This is a genomic window from Achromobacter anxifer (assembly GCF_903652925.1).
In the GTDB taxonomy this organism is placed as follows: domain Bacteria; phylum Pseudomonadota; class Gammaproteobacteria; order Burkholderiales; family Burkholderiaceae_B; genus Achromobacter; species Achromobacter anxifer.
In genome coordinates, this window is record NZ_CAHLAR010000006.1 from 256802 (window position 1) to 275882 (window position 19081).

Here is a 19081-nt window from a genome sequence, read left to right on the forward strand (position 1 = left end):
GTGATACGACTCCAGGAAACCCCCCTGTAAAAGGGCATGCCCCCAGTAGGGGTTTCCTGGAAACGCAAAAGCCCGGGGACTGCAAACTGCGCTGTCCCCGGGCAAATTGACGCAGGTCTTACTTGACTTCGACCTTGGCGCCAGCTTCTTCCAGCTTCTTCTTGGCGGCTTCGGCGTCAGCCTTGGCCACAGCTTCCTTGACGGGCTTCGGAGCGCCGTCGACCAGGTCCTTGGCTTCCTTCAGACCCAGACCGGTCAGCTCGCGCACGGCCTTGATGACGCTAACCTTGTTGGCGCCGGCGTCGGTCAGGACGACGGTGAACTCGGTTTGCTCTTCAGCGGCGGCGGCAGCGCCACCAGCGGCGGGAGCAGCGACAGCGACAGCGGCGGCAGCAGCCGACACGCCGAACTTCTCTTCCATTTCCTTGATCAGCTCGGACAGCTCGAGCACGGTCATGCCAGCGATGGCGTCAAGGATTTCAGCTTTGTTAAGTGCCATTTTTCAGAACTCCAAATATTTTGGTAATGCCAGGGTTTGGGTGTCGCTCGGTCGTTCAGCGAATTCCGGGAAGGCAGGCGATTAAGCCGCGGCCTTCTGGTCGCGCACAGCCGCGAGGCCACGGGCGAACTTGGTCGGAACTTCGTTGAGCGTACGCACGAATTGCGCGATGGGGGCTTGCATGGTGCCCAGCAGTTTCGACAGCAACTCTTCGCGCGAGGGCATGGTGGCCAGGGCCTTCACACCTTCTTGGTTCAACAGGCTGTTGGGCAGCGAGCCCGCCTTGATGACCAGCTTGTCATTGCTCTTCGCGAAACCTGCGAGGACCTTGGCCGCCGCGACCGGATCAGCGCTGATGCCATAGATCAGCGGACCAGTCAGTTGCTCGGCCAACGGCTCGAAAGCCGTGCCGGCAACAGCACGACGGGCCAGCGAGTTCTTCAGAACACGCAGATACACGCCCGATTCACGCGCAGTTTTGCGCAGTACGGTGACAGAGGCGACGTCCAGACCACGGTACTCAGCGATAACAATCGATTGAGCCTTGGCGACTTCCGCCGAGACTTCCTCGATCACCACCGCTTTCTCTTGACGATTGAGACTCACGGTTTGAACACTCCATCAAAAGACGCCTGGGGCCTGAGCCTTGCGCGTCAACCGAATGCGGCGCCTGGTCGAGTTCTTCGTATAAAGAAATCTTCCTGGGGACGCCGTCTACGCTGGATCCGAACCTTGCTGGCTTCGGGATTAAGCGGAGTGGATCGATGCTGCTTGAACCACCCTGCTCCAGCGGTCTTTGACAGCAACATCCGGAGGAATCCGGATGCAGCCCAAAGTACGTTTACAGCTATCGGCTTAGTTGGCCGACAGCGAGGCAATTTCCACGCGCGCACCGCCGCCCATCGTGGACGAAACGGCCAGCTTGCGCAGGTAAATGCCCTTGGCAGCTGCGGGACGAGCCTTTTGCAGGGCGTCGACCAGAGCGGCCAGGTTGGTTTGCAGCTGTTCCACGCCGAACGACGCGCGGCCGATCGTTGCGTGGATGATGCCGGCCTTGTCGGTGCGGTACTGAACCTGACCGGCCTTGGCGTTCTTGACAGCGGTAGCGACGTCCGGGGTCACGGTGCCGACCTTCGGGTTCGGCATCAGGCCACGGGGACCCAGGATCTGGCCCAGGGCACCCACGACACGCATCGTGTCGGGCGAGGCGATGACCACGTCGAAGTCCATTTGACCGGCCTTGATCTGGTCAGCCAGGTCGTCCAGACCGACGATGTCGGCGCCAGCGGCCTTGGCGGCTTCAGCCTTGTCGCCTTGGGCGAACACGGCCACGCGGACCGACTTGCCGGTGCCGGCGGGCAGCACGACCGAACCGCGGACCAGTTGGTCCGACTTCTTCGGGTCGATGCCGAGCTGCACGGCCACGTCAATGGATTCATTGAACTTGGCGACAGCGGTTTCCTTGACCAGGGTCAGGGCTTCAGCGACCGGGTACAGCTTGGTGCGGTCGATCTTCTGCGCAATGGCGGCGGCGCGCTTGGACAGTTTTGCCATGATTAGATCCCCTCAACCGTGATGCCCATGCTGCGGGCGCTGCCAGCGATCGTGCGCACGGCGGCGTCCAGATCAGCGGCGGTCAGATCGGGGCCCTTGGCCTTGGCGATCTCTTCAGCTTGCGCGCGGGTCAGCGTGCCGACCTTGTCGGTATGCGGCTTGGACGAACCCTTTTGCACGCCGGCGGCCTTCTTGATGAGGACCGTCGCGGGCGGGGTCTTCATGATGAAGGTGAAGCTCTTGTCCGCGAAGGCGGTGATCACCACGGGAATCGGCAGACCAGGCTCCATGCCTTGGGTCTTGGCGTTGAACGCCTTGCAGAATTCCATGATGTTCAGGCCACGCTGACCCAGGGCCGGGCCAATCGGGGGGGAGGGGTTAGCCTTACCAGCCGGCACTTGCAGCTTGATAAAGCCGACGATCTTCTTCGCCATGCTTTGCTCCTTGCGGGTTATATCGCTCCTGGGCGTTCAGGCCTGGGAGCTCCCCGGGGGTTGAAATCAGGTCTTTTCGACCTGGCTGAAATCGAGTTCGACGGGCGTGGCGCGACCAAAAATGGTGACAGACACGCGTACCTTGCTCTTTTCGTAATTGACTTCTTCGACGTTGCCGTTGAAGTCTGCAAACGGACCTTCCTTGACCCGAACCATCTCGCCCACTTCGAACAGGATCTTGGGGCGGGGTTTCTCGACGCCCTCTTCCATCTGGGAGAGGATCTTCTCGACTTCCTTTTCGGAAATCGGGGTCGGACGGTTGCCCGAGCCACCCAAAAAGCCGGTGACGCGGTTGGTGTTCTTGACCAGGTGCCACGTTTCGTCGGTCAGGTCCATTTCAACCAGGACATAACCGGGGAAAATGCGGCGCTCGGTGATCGACTTCTGACCACCCTTGACCTCGACGACTTCCTCGGAGGGCACAAGGATGCGGCCAAAAGACGTTTGCAGGCCCGCGCGCTCGATGCGCTCGTTCAGGGCCTTGTGTACGCTTTTTTCCATGCCGGAGTACACATGGACGACATACCAACGCTTACTCATTCGCCGTCCTTATTTCCAGCCCAACAGCAGGCCGTAGAGAATCCATTCGATGCCCTTGTCGAGCACCCACATGAAAATGCCCATGACCGCCACGAACGCGAAAACGATGCCCGTCATCTGGGTCGTTTCCTTGCGGGTGGGCCACGAGACACGCTTGACTTCGTTGTAGGACTCGCTGGCGAAGCTCAGGGTGCGGCGGCCGGGTTCGCTGAACCAGGCGATCACGGCTGCGATCACGAGGCCGCCGACGAACACGCCGATACGTGCAGGCATGGGTTGCGCGCTGAGCACGGAAAACCCGACGATGCCAGCAATAACGACGAGAACCGCCAGCCCGAGCTTCACCCGGTCGGCGGTACTGGTTACGGTTTCTACGCTGGTATTAGACATATTGCGACGCGAGCCGCCGTGAATGCGTAACTCGCGATGATCTCCCGCGGGTTTATCCTGGCGGTGGCAGGGGCAGTAGGAATCGAACCTACAACCTTCGGTTTTGGAGACCGACGCTCTGCCAATTGAGCTATGCCCCTAAAACACTACACTTGCACTACACAGCTGCTTCCGCTTTACATACAACAACTTGCGGAACCATAAATCATACTACTTTTACAGCAAAGATGGATAGAGGGACTTGAGAGTCCACTCTACCCATCCGGGTATTGCTTACTTCAGGATCTTGGCGACGACGCCGGCGCCGACGGTACGACCGCCTTCACGGATGGCGAAACGCAGACCTTCTTCCATGGCGATGGGGGCCAGCAGCTTGACCGTCATGGCCACGTTGTCGCCCGGCAGAACCATTTCCTTGTCGGCCGGCAGTTCGATCGTGCCCGTCACGTCGGTCGTGCGGAAGTAGAACTGGGGACGATAGCCTTGGAAGAACGGGGTATGACGGCCGCCTTCTTCCTTGGACAGGATGTACACCTCGGACGTGAAGTCCGTGTGCGGGGTGATCGAGCCCGGCTTGGCCAGAACTTGGCCGCGCTGGACGTCTTCACGCTTGGTGCCGCGCAGCAGGATGCCCACGTTGTCGCCGGCTTGACCTTGGTCCAGCAGCTTGCGGAACATTTCCACGCCCGTGCAGGTCGTCTTCACCGTCGGAACGATACCGACGATTTCGATTTCTTCGCCGACCTTGATCACGCCGCGTTCGATACGGCCGGTCACCACGGTGCCGCGACCCGAGATCGAGAACACGTCTTCAACCGGCATCAGGAACGTGCCGTCCACGGCGCGCTCGGGCGTCGGGATGTACGAATCCAGCGCAGCGGCCAGAGCCATGATGGCTTGTTCGCCCAGTTCGCCCTTGTCGCCTTCCAGCGCCAGCTTGGCCGAACCCTTCACGATCGGGGTGTCGTCGCCCGGGAAGTCGTACTTCGACAGCAGTTCGCGAACTTCCATTTCCACCAGCTCGAGCAGCTCGGCGTCGTCAACCATGTCAGCCTTGTTCAGGAAGACGATGATGTACGGCACGCCAACCTGGCGCGACAGCAGGATGTGTTCGCGGGTCTGCGGCATCGGGCCGTCAGCGGCCGACACCACCAGGATCGCGCCGTCCATTTGCGCCGCGCCCGTGATCATGTTCTTCACGTAGTCAGCGTGGCCCGGGCAGTCAACGTGCGCGTAGTGACGCGCTTCCGTTTCGTACTCGACGTGGGCCGTGTTGATCGTGATGCCGCGAGCCTTTTCTTCAGGAGTCGCATCGATCTGGTCGTAGCCCTTGGCTTCGCCGCCGAACTTGTTCGACAGAACGGTCGTGATGGCCGCCGTCAACGTCGTTTTGCCGTGGTCAACGTGACCAATCGTACCCACGTTCACGTGCGGCTTGGTACGTTCAAACTTGCCTTTTGCCATGGCTGACTCCTGACCTGGATTGCGCTTCTGACTGAAGAAGAGAGAAATTAGTGGTGCCCATGGCGCGGATCGAACGCGCGACCTCTCCCTTACCAAGGGAGTGCTCTACCACTGAGCCACATGGGCAAATAAATCTTGGAGCGGGTGAAGGGAATCGAACCCTCGTCGTAAGCTTGGAAGGCTTCTGCTCTACCATTGAGCTACACCCGCGGCATACCCTTTCACCTTCTCTTTCCCAAACCTTTTTCAATCTGAAGCCCGGGACAGCTTTACAACCTTCTTTGCGAAGGCTGCTCAGCTTTCTGAGCTTCACATTGTAAATCCAGGCAAACCGCGCCTGGATTTAGGTGTAGGTCTCTGGTGGAGGAGGTTGGATTCGAACCAACGTAGGCGCAAGGCCAACAGATTTACAGTCTGCCCCCTTTAACCACTCGGGCACTCCTCCACAGGAGAATTCGAGATTATGAACACTTTCAAATCCGCTGTCAAACGCTTGGGACGAAATATTCAAAATTCTTCTTCAACCACCGCAGCGTTTCCGCGCAGAGGGGGCGAAGCTTACAGGTTTCCGCGAATTGCTGCACGCAAAAGATCGGAATACTGCTCCGGCGTGTAGTTGACGGGGTTGGTGCCGGCCGAAGGATCCTCGGCCGCCATACGCCCTACCCGCTCCGCCTGGCCTTCATCGATGCCGATTTCCGCCAGGGTATGGGGGATGCCCAGCGTCTCGCGCAGGCCCAGCACCCAGTCCAGCACGGCGCCCGGGCCGGGATCCGGCAGATCCAGGTATCGCGCCAACGCCTCCAGGCGCGGCGCCACGGCGTGCTGGTTGGCCTTCAGCACGTAAGGCATGAGGATGGCGTTGAGCATGCCGTGATGCGCGTCGTACAGCGCGCCCAGCGGGTGCGCCAGCGCATGCATGGCGCCCAGGCCGCGCTGGAACGCCGTCGCGCCCATGCTCGACGCCACCAGCATCTGCAGCCGCGCCTGCAAATCGCTGCCATTGGCGACCGCCTGCGGCAGATACTCCTTGACCAGGCGCATGCCTTCGATCGCGATGCCCGCCGCCATGGGATGGAAGAACGGTGAACAGTAGGCTTCGAGATTGTGCGAGAGCGCGTCCATGCCCGTCGCCGCCGTGATCTTCGGCGGCAGGCCGACCGTGAGCTCGGGATCCAGGATCACAACGGAAGGCAGCATGCGCGCGTGGAAGATGATGCGCTTGACCTCGGCGGCCTCGTCGGTGATGACGGAGGCGCGCCCGACTTCGGAACCCGTGCCCGCAGTGGTCGGCACCGCCACCACCGGCGCCATGCCCGCCACGTCGACGCGCAGATAGTTGTCGCCCACGTCTTCGAAGTCCCACAAGGGCCGGCGCTGTCCGGCCATCAGCGCGATGGCCTTGGCGGCATCCAGCGCGGAGCCGCCCCCGAACGCGATCACGCCGTCATGGCGGCCCTGCCTGTAGGCCTGCACGCCGTCGTCGACATTGCGGCCCGTGGGATTGCCTTTGATCTCGTGGAACAGGCCGCATTCCAGCCCTTCCTGGCGGCACGCGCGCACGGCCTGCGTCACCATCGGCAAGGCGGCAAGCCCGGGATCCGTCACGAGCAGAGGCCGCGTCATGCCCAGGCCGCGGCATAGCTCGGGCAGTTCCTTGATGCGGCCGGGGCCGGCCTTGATGGCGGTGGGATAGTTCCAATTAACGCTGGGCACGGTCATGGTGGGTTTCCTGATGGCGTCGTGTCAGACGCTGCGCAGATGGAAGGATTTGGCTTGGGTGAGCTGCTCGTAGCCCACGACCGACAAGGAGACGCCGCGGCCGGAGTTCTTCACGCCGGTCCAGGCCAGCGCGGGATCCAGGTAATCGCAACGGTTCATGAAGAACGTGCCTGCCTGCACCTGCCGGCCTATATGCAGGGCCGCATCCTGGTCCTGCGTAAAAGCCGCCGCCGTCAGGCCGTAGGGACTGTCGTTCATCAAGCCTATCGCCTCCTCGTCGCTGTCCACCGCCATGATGCCGACAGCCGGACCGAAGCATTCATCGTTCATGATGCGCATGCGATGGTCGACCTGCGTCAACAACGCCGGCGCGACGTAAGGCGAGCCTATGCTCGCTTCCTTGAAATGCGAGCTATCAATCAGGTTTCTGGCGCCCGCCGAAACCGCGGCGTCAATGATTTCACGGATCTCTGCTGCGGCCTTGGCGCGCACCACCGGCCCCAACGTTGTTTCGGCCTGCAGCGGATTTCCCAGAACATAGCTGCGCGTCAATTCGACCGCGCGCTCGACGAACTCGTCGTACCGCGCGCGCGCCACATAGATGCGCTGGATGCCGCAGCAGGATTGGCCTGAATTGAAGAACGCGCCGTCGACCAGCGTCTCGACCGCGTGCTCGATTTTCGCGTCCTCGCGCACATAGGCCGGATCGTTGCCGCCCAACTCCAGGCCTACGCCGATGAACCGCCCCGCCGCGCTTTCCTCCACGGCATGCCCGCCGCGCACGGAGCCGGTAAACGAGACGTAGCCGATCTCCGGCGCGCGGATCAGCCGGTGCACGATGTCATGGTTGGCATGCAGGTACTGGAACACGCCCTTGGGCACGCCGGCTTCCCGGAATGCGCGTTCGATCAGTTCCGCGCACAGGGGCGTCTGGTCGGAATGCTTGAGGATGACGGTGTTGCCCGCCATCAGCGCGGGCACGATGCTGTTCACCGCCGTTAGCAGGGGATAGTTCCACGGCGCAATGGTCAGCGCCACGCCTATGGGTTCGCGGCTGATGAAGCGCGTGAATCCCGCCATTTCCGCAACCTGGATGGGCGCCAGCGCCTCGCCCGCGATCGCGATCATGTGGCGCGCGCGAGCCTCGAAGCCCCCCACCTCGCCGGGCGTGTAGCGCAGCGGCCGGCCCATCTGGATGGTGATGGCGCGCGCGACCTCGTCCTTCGCGGCGACGAAGCGATCGACCGCCGCGGATACGATGCGCCCCCGCGCCTCCACGCCCAGCGCCTGCCACGCGGGCTGCGCGGCCTGGGCATTGGCCAGCGCCTGCGCGATCTGCGCCTCGCTGGCATAGGGGCGGCGCACAACCTCGCGCCCGTCGATGGGACTGATGGTGATGAGTTCCTGGGTCATGTCTGTCCTGCGCGAGCGCCTTGGTCTGGATTCAGATGATTTCGAAGTAGCGCGCCAGTTCCCAATCGGTCACGTGGCGCCGGAATTGCCGTTCTTCCCATTCGCGCGTGGCGGCGTAGTGCTCGACGAATGCGTCGCCGAAAAGATGCCGCGCGGCCTCGGATTCGCGTAGCCGCTGCGCGGATTCCCAAAGCGTGGTGGGCAGGCGCAGATGCGCCGGAAACTGCTGCGTGTAGGCATTGCCTTGCACCATCGGCTCGGGTTTCAGGCCCTGCTCGATGCCATGCAGCCCGGAGGCCAGCGCGGCCGACAAGGCCAGGTAGGGATTGGCGTCGGCTGATCCGATGCGCACCTCGACGCGCTGCGATTTGTCGCTGCCCGGAATCAGCCGCAACGCGGTGGTGCGGTTCTCCATGCCCCAGGTCGCGTCCAGCGGCGCCCAGTAGCCAGGCACCAGGCGCGAATAGCTGTTGATAGTTTGCGCGTACATGGACATGAACTCCGGCAGGTAGCGCTGCACGCCGGCCATGAAGGACGCTTGCGTCGCGCTCATGCCGTGCGGCCGGGATTCGTCGTAGAAGGCGGAGCGGCCCGTCTTGCGGTCGCGCAGCGACAGATGGATGTGGCCGCTCTGCCCCGGATGGTCGTGCGACCACTTCGCCATGAAGGTCGCCATCAGCCCGTTCTGCTGCGCCAGCGCCTTGGTGAAGGTCTTGAAGAGAAAAGCCTTATCGCCGGCCGACGCGGCCAGGTCAACCGCCAGCGCCGCTTCCAGCACGCCGGGCCCGGTTTCGGTATGCAGGCCTTCGATAGGCATGTCCATGCGTTCGCACATGTCCAGCAGCTTGCGGTAGAAATCGCCTTCGACGGTGCTGCGCAGCACGGAATAGCCGAAGTTTCCCGGCGTCCAGTTTTCCATGTTGCGGTAGTTCTTGGCGCGCACCGAATGCGGCGTTTCGCGGAACATGAAGAACTCGTATTCCAGCGCGGCGTAGGCGTCATAGCCCATGTCCGCGGCGCGGTCCAGGGTCCTGTGCAACAGCCGGCGCGGACAGATGGCGCCCGCGTCGCCCTCGAATTCCGCCAGGAAGAGCAGCATGTCCTCGCCGCCCGGGCCCTGCTCCAGCGTCAGCCGGCGTCCGGACTGCGGAATGATCCTGAGCTTGGCGTCGGGATAGGCGGTATGCCACCCCGTGTACTTGGTATTGTCGTAGAGCTGGTCGTCCAGGTCCCAGCCGAACACCACGTCGCAGAACGCCAGCCCCGAACGCAGCGCGCCCAGGAACTTGTCGCGCCGTATGTACTTTCCCAGCATGACGCCATCGACGTCGGACAAGCCTACCTTGATGTGCGAGAGCTGGCTGGCTTGCACCAGCCGCTCCGCGTCTTCCACCGTTGCTACCCCTAGTGCATGCATGCTCGTTCACCTTGTTGTGGCTGAAGCGTTGCGTTGACCTGCGGGCGGGCGGCGCGGCGTTCAGGTCATGGCCGCCCCCAGCACCCGCATCGCTTGGCGATGCAGCTGCGGCGTGGCGGCCGCGACGACGCGGCCCTGCGATTCGAGGCTTAACGGCTGCCCCGACCAATCGGTAATGACGCCGCCAGCCCCTTCGATCACGGGCATCAGCGCCAGATAGTCATACGGTTGCAGGCCGGACTCGACCACCAGGTCGACGTGCCCGCTGGCCAGCAGGCCATAGCTGTAGCAATCCCCGCCGTAGCGGCGCATGCGCGCGGCCTCGGTCAGGGCTTCGAAGGCGGCCAGCTCCGCGCCAACGAAGATGTCGGGCGAGGTGGCATAGAGGATGGCCTGGCGCAGCTCGGTGCAGGCGCTGGCGCGGCAGGCAACGCCATTGAGCTGGGCGGGCGCGCCGGCCGCGCCGATCCAGCGCTCGTCCAGCATGGGGACGTCGATCACGCCCACCACGGGCTTGCCCCGGTGCAGCAGCGCCAGCAGCGTGCCCCACAGCGGATTGCCGGAAATAAAGGCGCGCGTGCCGTCGATGGGATCCAGCGACCACACCAGCTCGGCCTCGGCATGCGAGGCGCCGAACTCTTCACCGTAGATGCCGTGGTCGGGATAGTGCTGGGCAATGGCTTCGCGCAAGGCAGCTTCGACCTCCCTGTCCGCCTGCGTGACCGGACTTTCGTCGGCCTTGGTGTCCACGGCCAGCGGGTGCCGGAACCACTTGCGCGACAAGGGGCGCACACGGTCCGCCAGCGTCTGGGCGAACGAGGAGTACGCGGCCAGCTGCTGCGCGGATAACGGCGGTGAAGTTTGCATCGATGAGCTCCAGGCGTGGCGCGGGAGAATGCGCCTACGCCAAAAAAACCCTTGAATACTGGTTTTTCCAGTCTAGACACGTTGCCACAAATTTGCAAACATACATAAAACTGCAACCTGCCGGATTTGTTGCAGAGCGCTGTCCGCATACGTAGCTCGCCACCGTTGCCGTGTATTCCAACCGGAGTTCCATCATGCAATGTATGAAGAAGCTTAGCCTTGTGGTTGCAGTAATTTCCCTAGGTTGGACGCAGGCGCATGCCGGCGCCATCACCGTCTACACCGCCCTCGAAGAAGACGAAATCGCGGCCTATCTGAAAGCCGCCAACGCCGCCATGCCGGACGTGAAGGTCAACGTGCTGCGGCTGTCCACCGGCGACCTGGGCGCCCGCCTGATCGCCGAGGCCTCCAATCCGCAGCAGGACGTGATCTGGGGCTTCGCCGTCAGCAACATGCTGGATCCGCGCCTGCAGAACCTGCTGGAACCCTATGCGGCCAAGGGCATGGACGCCCTGCCCGCCCAGTACAAGGGCGCCGACCAGAAGTGGTTCGCGGCCACCGGCTACGTAGCCGCCTTCTGTGTGAACACCGACAGGCTCAAGTCCAAGAACCTGCCCATGCCGACCTCCTGGGAAGACCTGACCAAGCCGGTCTACAAGGGAGAAATCGTCATCCCCAGCCCTGCGGCCTCGGGCACCGGCTATCTACAGATCGTCGCGCTGCTGCAAGGCATGGGCAAGGAAAAGGGCTGGGCGCTGCTCAAGGACCTGGACAAGAACGTGGCGCAGTACACGCCGTCGGGCTCGCGACCCTGCAAGATGGCCCGCGCTGGCGAATACGCGATCGGCGTGTCCTTCGCCTTCCCCGCCATGCAGTCCATCGAAGAAGGCTTCCCCATCAAGATGGTGATCCCGTCCAAGTGGGTGGGCTACGAGCTGGAAGCCTCCGGCCTGATGAAGACCGCCAAGAATCCCACCGACGCCAAGCGATTCCTGGACTGGACGCTGTCGGCGCAGGCGGGCGACCTGTACAGCAAGTACAAGGAACTGGTGACCATTCCCGGCGCCACGCCCAACAAGGCCGCCGAAGCCGCCGGCCTGCCCAAGGACCTGACCGCCGTGCTGTATCCCGTGGACTTCCCCAAGTCCGCCACGGAGCGGGACGCGACCATCAAGACCTGGCAGGACACCATCAAGCGTTGACGGGCCGGCGGCCGGGCAAGCCGGCCGCCGCCTCTCCTGGAGACGGCATGTATCTGGAATTGCGCGGAATCCGCAAGACTTTCGATGCGTCGGTAGCGCTGCAAGACATCGACCTGTCCGTGGGCGAACATGAATTCGTCTGCCTGCTCGGCCCCAGCGGTTGCGGCAAGACCACCTTGCTGCGGATCGTGGCGGGCCTGCTGCCGTTCGACCGCGGCACCATCACGCTGGGCGGACGCGACTTGAGCGCGCTGCCCGCGCGCAAGCGCGGCTTCGGCATCGTGTTCCAGTCGTACTCGCTGTTTCCCAACATGACCGTGGCGGAAAACGTGGGCTATGGCCTGCGCATCCGCGGCGAATCCCGCGAACGCATCGCGGCGCGGGTGAAGGAATTGCTGGCGCTGATCAAGCTGCCCGACCACGCCGCGCGCTATCCGCACCAGTTGTCGGGCGGCCAGCAGCAGCGCGTGGCGCTGGCGCGGGCCCTGGCGGTGGATCCCGCGCTGATCCTGCTGGACGAACCGCTGTCGGCGCTGGACGCGCGTGTGCGCACCGACATGCGCGCCGAGATCCACGAGGTGCAGCGGCGCCTGAAGATTCCCACGGTCATGGTCACGCATGATCAGGAAGAAGCGCTGACGCTGGCCGACAAGATCGTCTGCATGAACGACGGCCGCATCGAACAGGTGGGCTCGCCTTCCGATCTGTACCTGCGGCCGCGCACGCGCTTCGTGGCGAACTTCGTGGGGCTGAGCAACCTGCTGCCCACCGACTGGGTGCGCGACGCCATGCCCCAGCTGCTGGCGACGCGGCCCGAAGGCGCCAGCGAACGCTTCGAAGCCTGCCTGCGTCCGGAAAACCTGCGCATCGCGGCGGACGAACACGGGCCGGGCCGCGTGCAGGACATGACGTTCATGGGCAACCTCACCCGCCTGCGCGTCGCCTGGCTGGGACGCGAACTGCTGGTGGAACAACATGGCGCCGCGGGCCTGTCGCGTGGCGCCCCCGTGCGACTGGACATGGAGCCAGGCCAGTGCGCCTGGGTCAGCGTATGACGAATCGCGCCCTGCCTGCCGGAGCCGCCGCTTGAGCGCCGCCCACGCCAGTCCGGCCATCGCCGCGCCCGCCGGCCGCGCCCCCTGGTCGGCGGACCGCCTCCTACTATGGACCTGCGTCGGCATTCCCCTGGCGGGCCTGGCGCTGTTCTTCCTCTATCCGCTGGCGACCGTCGCCTGGCGCAGCCTGATCGAAAAGGACGGCTCCGTCGGCCTGGGCAACTATGCCGAGGTTTTCGCCACCCGCGGCATCCTCACCGCGACGCTGAACAGCCTGGTCATGAGCGCCGCGACCACCGTCGTCAGCGTCGCGCTGGGCTTCGTCATTGCCTATGGACTGGACCGCAGCTGCATGCGCGGCAAGGCCGCCGTGCGGCTGGCGCTGGTGCTGCCGCTACTGGCGCCGTCGCTGGTGCAGGGGCTGGGGCTCATCTTCCTGCTGGGGCGCAACGGCCTTGTACACCGCTGGACGGGCTGGGAAATCGATATCTACGGTTTCTGGGGCCTGCTGATATCCAACGTGTTCTACGCCCTGCCCCAGGCCGTGTTGATCCTGCAGGCCGCGTTGCGCAACATGGATGCGCGCTACTACGACGCGGCGGAGGTCATGGGCGCGTCCGGCTCGCGCCAGTTCTTCGACATCACCTTGCCCAACTGCAAGTTCGGCCTGCTCAGCGCGGGCTTCGTCGTGTTCGTCATCACCATTACCGACTTCGGCAATGCCGCCGTGATCGGCGGCAATTACCGGGTACTGGCCACCGAGATCTACAGCCAGGTGTCGGGGCAGATGAACTTCGGCATGGGCTCCGTGGTGGGCATCCTGCTGCTGTTGCCCTCACTGATCTCGGTGCAGATCGAGCGCGTGGCCTCGCAGCGCCAGTTCGGCTCGGCCTCGCCCAGCGGCCTGCGGGTCACGCCGCAGCCGGCGCGGGGCCGCGACGCGGCATTCACCGCCGGCGTGCTGCTGGCCTGCGGCACGATCATTCTCACGGTGGCCACGGTCATCTTCGCCAGCTTCATGCGGCTGTGGCCCTACCGCATGGAATGGACGCTGAAGCACTACGACATCACGGTCAGCGGCGGCTATGCGCCGCTTTGGACGTCGCTCTATATCTCGCTGGCGGCGGCCAGCGGCGGCGTGCTGCTGCTATTCATCCTGAGCTTCGGCGTCTGCCGCATTCCGCGCGCCTGGGCCAAGCTGGTGTACCTGGTGTCGGTGCTGCCGGTGGGCGTTCCCGGCCTGGTGCTGGGCCTGTCGTACATCTTCGCCTACAACGTGCCCGGCACGCCGCTGTACGCGCTGTACGGGAGCGCCGCGCTGATCGCCCTGTGCAACTTCTACCACTATCACACGCAGGGCTTCCTGACGATGATGACCGGCATGCGCGCCGTGCCGCAGGCGCTGGAGGAAGCGGTCAGCTGCCTGGGCGGCGGCACGCTGCGGGTGCTGCGCGACGCGGTGCTACCGCTGATCGGTCCGACCGTGCTGGGCGTCTTCTTCTTCCTGTTCATGCGGTCCATGGTGACCCTGTCGGCCGTGATCTTCCTGGTCACGCCGTCCGTGAGCGTGGCGCCGGTCTCCGTCCTGCGGCTGGACGAAGCGGGCTTCGTCTCGCAGGCCGCGGCCTATTCAACCCTTATCATGCTGGTCGTTGGAGGTTCCCTGCTGGCAATGCGCGCACTGATCGCCGCAGCGGCGCGGCGCCGGACGTAGATTAGGAAGCATCGGACATGTGGCAAGAAGAGCGGTATCAGAGAATCCGCGCCCTGCTGTCTTCATTGCAGCAGGTATCGACCGACCGTATCGTCGGCGAGCTCGGGGTTTCGCGGGAAACGGTCAGGCGCGACCTGCTCGAGCTGGAGGCTATGGGGGAATTGCGCCGCGTGCACGGCGGCGCCGTGCCGGTGCACAGCGAACCGCCCATCGCGGAACGCGTGCACACGCGCGTCAAATACAAGCGCGCCATCGCGCGCGCGGCGGCGGGCCTGGTGTCCAGCGGGCAGACCCTGTTCCTGGACGCGGGCAGCACCACCAGCGTGCTGGCCGATGAACTCGCCAAGCTGTCGGGCCTGACCATCATCACCAACTCCTTCGATGTGGCCTTGAAGGTGGGCACGGCGGGCAACGGCGCAAACCAGCTGATCATGCTGGGCGGCACCGTAAGCGGCCCGGTCTGCGCCACGGCCGGCGACCTCACCATTTCCGAGATCCACCGCTATCGCGCGGATCTGGCGCTGCTGTCGCCGGTGGGCGTGGACGCGGAGTTCGGCGCCACCAACTACGATCTGCGCGAGGCCGAAGTGGCCCGCGCGATGTCGGCCAGCGCCAAGCAGCTGGTGCTGCTAGCCGATTTCAGCAAGGTCGGCCTGTGCAGCCGCGTGTCGTACTGCAGCGCGGACCGCATCGACTATCTGGTCACCAACACCAGCGCGCAGAAGTCGCCTGCCTACGCCGCCTTGAAATCCGCGGTGGGCAAGGTCCTGGCGGTGTAGCGCGGGCGTCGCCGCTTCAATCCAGCGACACGCCGGCGGTCTTCACCATGCCGGCCCAGTACACCGTGTCCTGCTGCAGCCGCGTCTTGAAGGCAGCGGGCTCGCTGCCTACCGCCCAGCTGCCTCCGCTGTTGATCTTGGCAATCACGGCGGGCGATTTCATCGCCTGCGCCACGGCTTGCGCCAGGTAGGCGATGCGTTCCGGCGGCGTGCCGGCGGGCGCGAACAGGCCGTACCAATCATCGGCGGTGATGCCCTCCATGCCTGCCTGCTTGAGCGTGGGCGCCCCCTTGAAGATGCCGATGTCGTTCTCGTGGCTGAGCGCCAGGATGCGCAGCTTGCCGGCGGCGACCATGGGTTCCGCTGAAGCAGGCGAAGTTATCAACATGTCCACCGTGCCGCCCATCAGGTCGGTGATCGCGGGCGCCGCGCCGCGATACGGCACGTGCACCAGTTTCACGTCGGCCTTCTGCGACAGCAAGGCCCCCATCAGATGGCTCATGGTGCCGTTGCCGGGAGTCGCATAGGTAATGACGCCGGGCTGCTTGCGCGCGGCTTCCAGATAATCCTTCAAGGTCTGGTACGGGCTTTCGCTGCGCGCCACCAGCACCAGCGGTGCGGAGGTGATCTGCGAAATGGGTGCGAAATCCTTGACCGGATCGAAGCCCACGTTCTTGTACAGGCGCGGATTGACGGCCATCACGCTGGTCTGCGACATCACCAGCGTATAGCCGTCGGGCTTGGCGCGCGCCACCTGCGCCGTGCCGAGGTTGCCGCCCGCCCCCGAACGGTTTTCGACCACCACGCTCTGACCCGTAATGGCGCCCAGTTCCTGCGCGATCAGGCGCGCCACGCCGTCATTGCCGCCTCCAGGCGGGAACGGCGATACGACCGTGATGGCCTGCTTGGGATAGTCCGGCAGGGGCGCGGGCGCCTGGGCGTGGACGGCCGCCCCCCACAACAAACCGGCCAGGGCCGCGGCAGCGGCCTTGCGTACGTGCGATGCGTGATGCTTCATCTGGTTTCCCCTTGTGATTGGCGGCCGGATGCTCGGCCGTCCGTGGCATTCCGGTTCGGCATGAACCGTCCGCACCCCGGCCGCGAAGACCGGGGCGTACTTTTCGGATTGATGCGTCTGCTGTGCCGCGGCGCCCCCTCGGGCGGACGCGGCAGCTGCGGTTTCAGCGGGCCGGAAAGCGATAGCCCGCCAATTCACGCTCGTCGATCTGCTTGACCAGGTTGGTCTCCCAGGCCAGGTACTGGCGCGCGGCGGCCTTGTTGCCGTCGTGGCGGTCATGCACGAAAAACAGATAGTCGATGCAGTCTGCGTCGGCGGGCTCGACCGGCGTGCAAGCCAAGGCGATACCCTGCGCGGACCAGCCGGACGGCTCGCCGGTGTTGGCGCGAATATCGTTCACTCCCAGCGCGCGCAAGTCCTGCGCGGCCCAGGCGGCCAGGGCGGCGTCTTCGCTCAACAGCACTACGAAACGCGCGGCATCCAGCTGCAAACGATCCAGGCGCGGCCGGATGGCCCACCGGGCGCCCGCGATGTGGCTGGCGCGATAGCGCATGCTGGGACGCAGATCGACCAGTTGCGCGCCTTGCGCGATGGCGTCGGCAAGCGCCGCGTCCGTGAGTATGGGCAGTTGCGGCGCCAAGGCCTTTTCCACAGGGTTGTCCAGGCGGGCCAGCGCGCCTTCGCGCAGCACGCTGGCATCCCAGCCCATCTGCCGCAGCCAGCTGGCGACGACCGGCGCGCGCACGCCCTCGGCATCGAACACGACGATGCGCGCGCCCCGCACGGCCAGGTACTGGTCCGTCGCCTGGATCAGCTGGCCGCCCGGCGTATGCTGCGCGCCGGGCAGCGTGCCCTGCGCGTATTCTTCCGCGCTGCGCACGTCGCACAGGAAGGTGCTTCGGGCGCGGTCTTGCAGCCACTCCTGCACTTCCTTGGCGTCAACCGCAGGCACGCCATGGCTCTCGGCCAGTTTCGAGGAACGCTGCGCCAACGCGGGCAGGTCCTGCGGCGCGACGACGTCGTCGTAGCGGCGGCGCGCGCCATGTTCCAGCTGCAGGTCTTCCAGATACCAGCCCTGGGTGCCGTTCTCCAGCGCATACACCGGATTCGGCACGCCCAGGTTGATCAGCGTCTGCGCGCCAATGATGCTGCGCGTGCGGCCGGCACAGTTCACGACGATGGTGGTGCGCGGATCGCGCGCCAGCGCGTGGGCGCGCAGCGCCAGCTCGCCGTTGGGGCAGCAGATGCCGCCAGGGATGCTCATCTTCTGGTATTCGGCATAGGGCCGGCCATCCAGCACGATCAGGTCGTCGCCGCGGCGCTGGCGTTCGGCCAGTTCCCGTGCGCCGATGCGGGGGGTGTGGAAAACTTCTTCGGCCAATTCGCCGAAGGTTTTGCTGGGCACGTTCACGCCGGCGAAGACCGCATAGCCGTCGCGCTGCCATTGCGCGATGCCGCCCGCCAGGCGGCGCACACAGGCATATCCCAGCGCGGCCAGGGCGCGCGCGGCGCGCGCCGCCGTGCCGTCGGCGCCGCCATCGTCATAAACCACCATCCGCACATCGCGGCGCGGCGCCAGGCGCACGACATCCACTTCCAGCCGGCTATAGGGCACGGGCGCGGCGTAGAACAGGTGTCCTTCGCCATACTGGCCGTGTTCCCGCACGTCCAGCAGCGCAATCTCCGCGCCGTCGTGCAGCCATTGCTTGAGCGTGTGCGGATCGATGTCGGCGACGGAATGGTCTTGAGTGGGGTGCATCATCGTATTCAACGGGAACGGGAAGACAGGGAAAGAGAGGACAGCGCCTGGTCCAGATCGGCAATGAGGTCGTCGGGGTCTTCCAGGCCGACATGCAGGCGCAGCATGGGGCCGCGCGGCACAGGGTCCGGCAGCGACCGCGCCATGCGCAGGTTCACGGGGATCACCAGGCTTTCGAAGCCACCCCACGACGCGCCGATGCCGAACAGCCGCAAGTTGTCGATCAGGCGCTCGACATCGCTTTCGCCGAACGCACTGGCGAGTTCCACCGTCAGCAGGCCGTTGGCGCCGCTGCAATCGCGCAGCCACAGCGCGTGCGACGGGTCGCCAGGCAAGGCCGGGCACAGGACTCGGGCCACTTCCCGGCGGCCCCGCAGGCTATCCGCCACGCGCAATGCGCTGCGCGCGTGCTGCGCCATGCGCAAGGGCAGCGTGCGCATGCCGCGCAACACCAGATAGGCGTCATCGGCGCCGACGGTCTGCCCCAGGTCGACGGTCGCGCGCTCCAGCGCGTTCCAGGCCCGCGCATTGGAAATCACCGCGCCCATCATCACGTCGGCATGTCCGCCCAGGTATTTGGTAGCCGCCAGGATGGAAATATCGGCGCCCAACGTGAGCGGCTGATGCAGCAGGCCGGAAGCCCAGGTGTTATCCACAGCCAGCCAGCAATCGCGGGCGCGGGCCAGCGCGGCGAGCGCAGGCAAGTCCGGCATCTCGTAGGTCAGCGAGCCCGGCGACTCGGCGTAGATCATGCGGGTTTCAGGACGGACGAGCGCTTCGATGCCGGCGCCGTCAGGCCGGTAATACGTGTACGCGATGCCCAGTCGCGACAAATGCTCCGCGCAGAAGCGGCGCACGGGTTCGTAAACCGCATCTGTGATCAACACATGGTCGCCGGCGCGCAGATAGGCCAGCAGCACGGTGGCGATGGCGGCCTGGCCGGTGGGATACAGCTTGGCGCGGTAGCCCTGTTCCAGTTCGACCAGCGCGTCTTCCAGCGCATGCGTGCTATCGGTCCCGCGCGCGCCGTAGGACGGCAGGCGCTCCTGGTCGCGGCGGCTGCGCGTATCGCGCCAGGCTTGCACGCTGTCGAACACATAAGTGCTGGCGCGCGTGACCGGGGTGTTGACCCAGCCGCGATGCGGACGGCCGGCGCGCAACAGGCGGGTGGTGGACCGATAGGGCTTGTCCATG

The 19081-nt window shown here is 64.8% G+C and carries 18 protein-coding genes and 4 tRNA genes; 4 read left to right on the plus strand and 18 right to left on the minus strand.

The genetic code is table 11. The features are described 5' to 3' along the window. Positions 1-118: 118 nt before the first annotated feature. The 15 genes from rplL to hisN form a co-directional block, all read right to left on the minus strand. Complete coding sequence (gene rplL, locus HWY37_RS20555; protein WP_042795892.1) at positions 119-499, minus strand: 50S ribosomal protein L7/L12; 381 nt, start codon at positions 497-499, stop codon at positions 119-121. An 81-nt stretch (positions 500-580) separates the two neighbouring features. Further along, on the minus strand, positions 581-1105 hold the full coding sequence (gene rplJ, locus HWY37_RS20560; RefSeq protein ID WP_054459366.1) for a 50S ribosomal protein L10: 525 nt from the start codon (positions 1103-1105) through the stop codon (positions 581-583). A gap of 249 nt (positions 1106-1354) precedes the next feature. Further along, on the minus strand, positions 1355-2053 hold the full coding sequence (rplA, locus tag HWY37_RS20565; RefSeq protein ID WP_054459364.1) for a 50S ribosomal protein L1: 699 nt from the start codon (positions 2051-2053) through the stop codon (positions 1355-1357). A 2-nt stretch (positions 2054-2055) separates the two neighbouring features. Then, entirely contained in the window at positions 2056-2487 is a 432-nt protein-coding gene (gene rplK / locus HWY37_RS20570; RefSeq protein WP_006389587.1) for a 50S ribosomal protein L11, read from the minus strand. A gap of 66 nt (positions 2488-2553) precedes the next feature. Beyond that, positions 2554-3087, minus strand: a complete 534-nt coding sequence (gene nusG, locus HWY37_RS20575; RefSeq protein ID WP_006389586.1) for a transcription termination/antitermination protein NusG — start codon at positions 3085-3087, stop codon at positions 2554-2556. A 9-nt stretch (positions 3088-3096) separates the two neighbouring features. After that, positions 3097-3477: a preprotein translocase subunit SecE gene (gene secE, locus HWY37_RS20580; RefSeq protein ID WP_006389585.1), complete on the minus strand. Its 381-nt coding sequence runs from the start codon at positions 3475-3477 to the stop codon at positions 3097-3099. Between the two features lie 64 nt (positions 3478-3541). Beyond that, positions 3542-3617: transfer RNA gene (locus tag HWY37_RS20585), tRNA-Trp, on the minus strand. Positions 3618-3750: 133 nt separating this feature from the next. Then, entirely contained in the window at positions 3751-4941 is a 1191-nt protein-coding gene (gene tuf, locus HWY37_RS20590; protein WP_175205412.1) for an elongation factor Tu, read from the minus strand. A gap of 51 nt (positions 4942-4992) precedes the next feature. Continuing rightward, positions 4993-5067: transfer RNA gene (locus HWY37_RS20595), tRNA-Thr, on the minus strand. Between the two features lie 10 nt (positions 5068-5077). Then, positions 5078-5151: transfer RNA gene (locus tag HWY37_RS20600), tRNA-Gly, on the minus strand. 148 nt (positions 5152-5299) lie between these two features. Further along, a tRNA-Tyr gene (locus tag HWY37_RS20605) sits at positions 5300-5386 on the minus strand. A 113-nt stretch (positions 5387-5499) separates the two neighbouring features. Continuing rightward, positions 5500-6663 carry an iron-containing alcohol dehydrogenase gene (locus tag HWY37_RS20610; RefSeq protein WP_175205411.1) on the minus strand — a complete coding sequence of 388 codons (1164 nt, stop codon included), beginning with the start codon at positions 6661-6663 and terminating at the stop codon, positions 5500-5502. A 24-nt stretch (positions 6664-6687) separates the two neighbouring features. Next, positions 6688-8076, minus strand: coding sequence for an aldehyde dehydrogenase family protein (locus HWY37_RS20615; protein ID WP_175205410.1), 1389 nt, complete (start codon positions 8074-8076; stop codon positions 6688-6690). A gap of 31 nt (positions 8077-8107) precedes the next feature. Next, complete coding sequence (locus tag HWY37_RS20620) at positions 8108-9493, minus strand: glutamine synthetase family protein (protein WP_175205409.1); 1386 nt, start codon at positions 9491-9493, stop codon at positions 8108-8110. 60 nt (positions 9494-9553) lie between these two features. Then, positions 9554-10360, minus strand: a complete 807-nt coding sequence (gene hisN / locus HWY37_RS20625; protein WP_175205408.1) for a histidinol-phosphatase — start codon at positions 10358-10360, stop codon at positions 9554-9556. Positions 10361-10554: 194 nt separating this feature from the next. Here hisN and HWY37_RS20630 point away from each other — a divergent pair, with 194 nt between their 5' ends. From HWY37_RS20630 to HWY37_RS20645, 4 genes are read left to right on the plus strand one after another with little or no spacing between them, the layout of a single operon-like run. After that, a complete protein-coding gene (locus HWY37_RS20630; RefSeq protein WP_175205407.1) occupies positions 10555-11562 on the plus strand; it encodes an ABC transporter substrate-binding protein in 1008 nt (335 codons plus the stop codon). Between the two features lie 47 nt (positions 11563-11609). Then, entirely contained in the window at positions 11610-12617 is a 1008-nt protein-coding gene (locus HWY37_RS20635; RefSeq protein ID WP_175205406.1) for an ABC transporter ATP-binding protein, read from the plus strand. Positions 12618-12648: 31 nt separating this feature from the next. Beyond that, positions 12649-14331 carry an ABC transporter permease subunit gene (locus HWY37_RS20640; RefSeq protein WP_175205405.1) on the plus strand — a complete coding sequence of 561 codons (1683 nt, stop codon included), beginning with the start codon at positions 12649-12651 and terminating at the stop codon, positions 14329-14331. Positions 14332-14348: 17 nt separating this feature from the next. Beyond that, positions 14349-15110 (plus strand): DeoR/GlpR family DNA-binding transcription regulator, encoded by a 762-nt coding sequence (locus HWY37_RS20645; RefSeq protein ID WP_175205404.1) that lies wholly within the window; start codon positions 14349-14351, stop codon positions 15108-15110. A gap of 16 nt (positions 15111-15126) precedes the next feature. Here HWY37_RS20645 and HWY37_RS20650 read toward each other — a convergent pair whose 3' ends face one another. The 3 genes from HWY37_RS20650 to metC all read right to left on the minus strand — a co-directional run bounded on the left by HWY37_RS20650 (position 15127) and on the right by metC (position 19080). Next, on the minus strand, positions 15127-16128 hold the full coding sequence (locus HWY37_RS20650) for a Bug family tripartite tricarboxylate transporter substrate binding protein (RefSeq protein WP_175205403.1): 1002 nt from the start codon (positions 16126-16128) through the stop codon (positions 15127-15129). 163 nt (positions 16129-16291) lie between these two features. Next, positions 16292-17890: a rhodanese-like domain-containing protein gene (locus HWY37_RS20655; protein WP_175205402.1), complete on the minus strand. Its 1599-nt coding sequence runs from the start codon at positions 17888-17890 to the stop codon at positions 16292-16294. 5 nt (positions 17891-17895) lie between these two features. Further along, positions 17896-19080: a cystathionine beta-lyase gene (gene metC / locus HWY37_RS20660; protein ID WP_176089731.1), complete on the minus strand. Its 1185-nt coding sequence runs from the start codon at positions 19078-19080 to the stop codon at positions 17896-17898. Position 19081 lies beyond the last annotated feature (1 nt).